Raw genomic sequence first — 1,864 nt, 5'->3', positions numbered from 1 at the left:
CGAAGCAAGGCTTCGAGAGCTTGTCGGTCTTGCGCTGTTAATTCGTATTTTTCATGAGTGCGTGCCATGTTTGAAACTATAGCACAACTTCAATTTAAGCAAAAGAACTAACCGCACGGGACACTAGGCGGCGCCTTGGCACAACTGGTTGGTGCGGTGACCGGAGCGGTGACCTACACCTATAATGCGCCGGGCGTAAAAAGTATCCTGGAAAACAACCCTTACACCTTCGGGGATCTTGCTGGCCAAACATTTGAAAATATTGTGAATTACAATGCCAATTTCGATTTCATCAACAAGGTCGGCAAACAAATCGGAACCAGTTATGATACCCCCATTTCGTCGATGGGCCCGATCCCGGATTGGTTGGAACCGCTCATTGCAAGGATGAATCCAGCCCTTGCGATCTATTATTACCTCAACCAGCACAGCAGGAAAGCCCTCATCGACAGCCTCCAACAGAGCTTTGACTCAGCACAACTTCAGGCTTCTCCCATCATCCTCGACCTTGACGGCAACGGTATCAACACGGTTGGTTTTGACGCCGGGGTGCAATTTGACCATGACGGCAATGGCTTTGCCCAGCTGACCGGTTGGGTGGGGGCGAATGATGGTCTGCTGGTGTGGGATCGAAACGGCAATGGGGTCATTGACAGTGGACAGGAAATGTTCGGCGACAATACGGTGCTGGTCAACGGTCTGAGCGCGGTCAACGGTTTTGCTGCTCTGGCTGAGCATGACAGCAACGGCGACGGCGTGATTGATGCCAATGACGCTATCTGGCCCGAACTGAAGGTGTGGCGCGATCAGTCGCAGGACGGACTGACCGATGAGGGTGAGCTGGTCACCCTGGATGAACTGGGTATTATGTCGATCAGTCTCAGCTACACCAATTCAACCTATGTTGATGAGCACGGTAACGCCCACAAACAGGTGGGCAGCTTCATCTGGGCTGACGGTTCAGTCGGCACCGCTACCGACGTCTGGTTTGCTGTCGACAATGCCCGCACCCGCGCGCTCGACTATATCAAGGTGTCGGATGACATCGCGGCGCTTCCCGAACTTCAGGCTTTCGGTTATGTGTACAGCTTGCATCAGGCCATGGCACGGGATGAGAGTGGTCAGTTGCGGGCGCTGGTGGAACAGTTCATGAAGGAGACCGACCGCAGTGCTCACGGGACCTTGATGACAGCAATCCTCTACGAGTGGGTTGGGGTCACCGATCTGGATCCCGGTAGCCGGGGTGGTCTGATTGATGCGAGAAAGGTTGCTGTGCTCGAAGCGTTCTTGGGAGAGGACTTTTTACAGTGGGGGTCGCCCAATCCTCGAACCCAGGCAGCGGCTTTGCTTGAGCAGGCTTTTGGAGATCTTCAGCGATCGCTGCATGGCGATTTAATGCTGCAATCGCATTTCAAGCCGTACATCGATGCTGTCGAGCTATCAATCGGTGCTGAAGGTTTTGAATTCGACTTCAGCGCCATGAACAGTATGCTCAGCGAATACCAACAGATGGGCAAGCTTGAAGATGTTGCGATTGGATTATTCGAATTTGATCAATTTGTCGGGAAAACACTGGCGCCTTTAGGTTGGGAAAGCAGCGAGATTTATCCCGTTTGGTTTCAAAATATAGATGCCCTCATCCATAATTCCGGCACCCTGCAAGGCACAGCTGGGAATGACCTTCTTGTCGGTGGCGAAGGCAACGACACCCTCAATGGTGGCAGCGGTAATGATCTGCTGATTGGCGGTGCCGGCAATGACCTGCTGAACGGTGGACGCGGTAACGACACCTACCTGTTCGATAAAGGCTGGGGGCAGGATACCATCAACGATTACGACACCACCAGCGGCAACATCGATACCC

General features: G+C 53.2%; 1 protein-coding gene. It reads left to right on the top strand.

The window, feature by feature from the left end; genetic code table 11:
• Window positions 1-135: 135 nt before the first annotated feature.
• Window positions 136-1,864: hypothetical protein (locus ICT70_RS15135; RefSeq protein ID WP_475598346.1), on the top strand; the 1,729-nt coding region annotated here is incomplete at its 3' end.

The organism is Pelovirga terrestris (assembly GCF_014773365.1).
GTDB classification, from domain to species: domain Bacteria; phylum Desulfobacterota; class Desulfuromonadia; order Desulfuromonadales; family Geopsychrobacteraceae; genus Pelovirga; species Pelovirga terrestris.
Note: the sequence above shows the minus strand (reverse complement) of the source record. Positions and strands in the feature narration are given on the sequence as shown.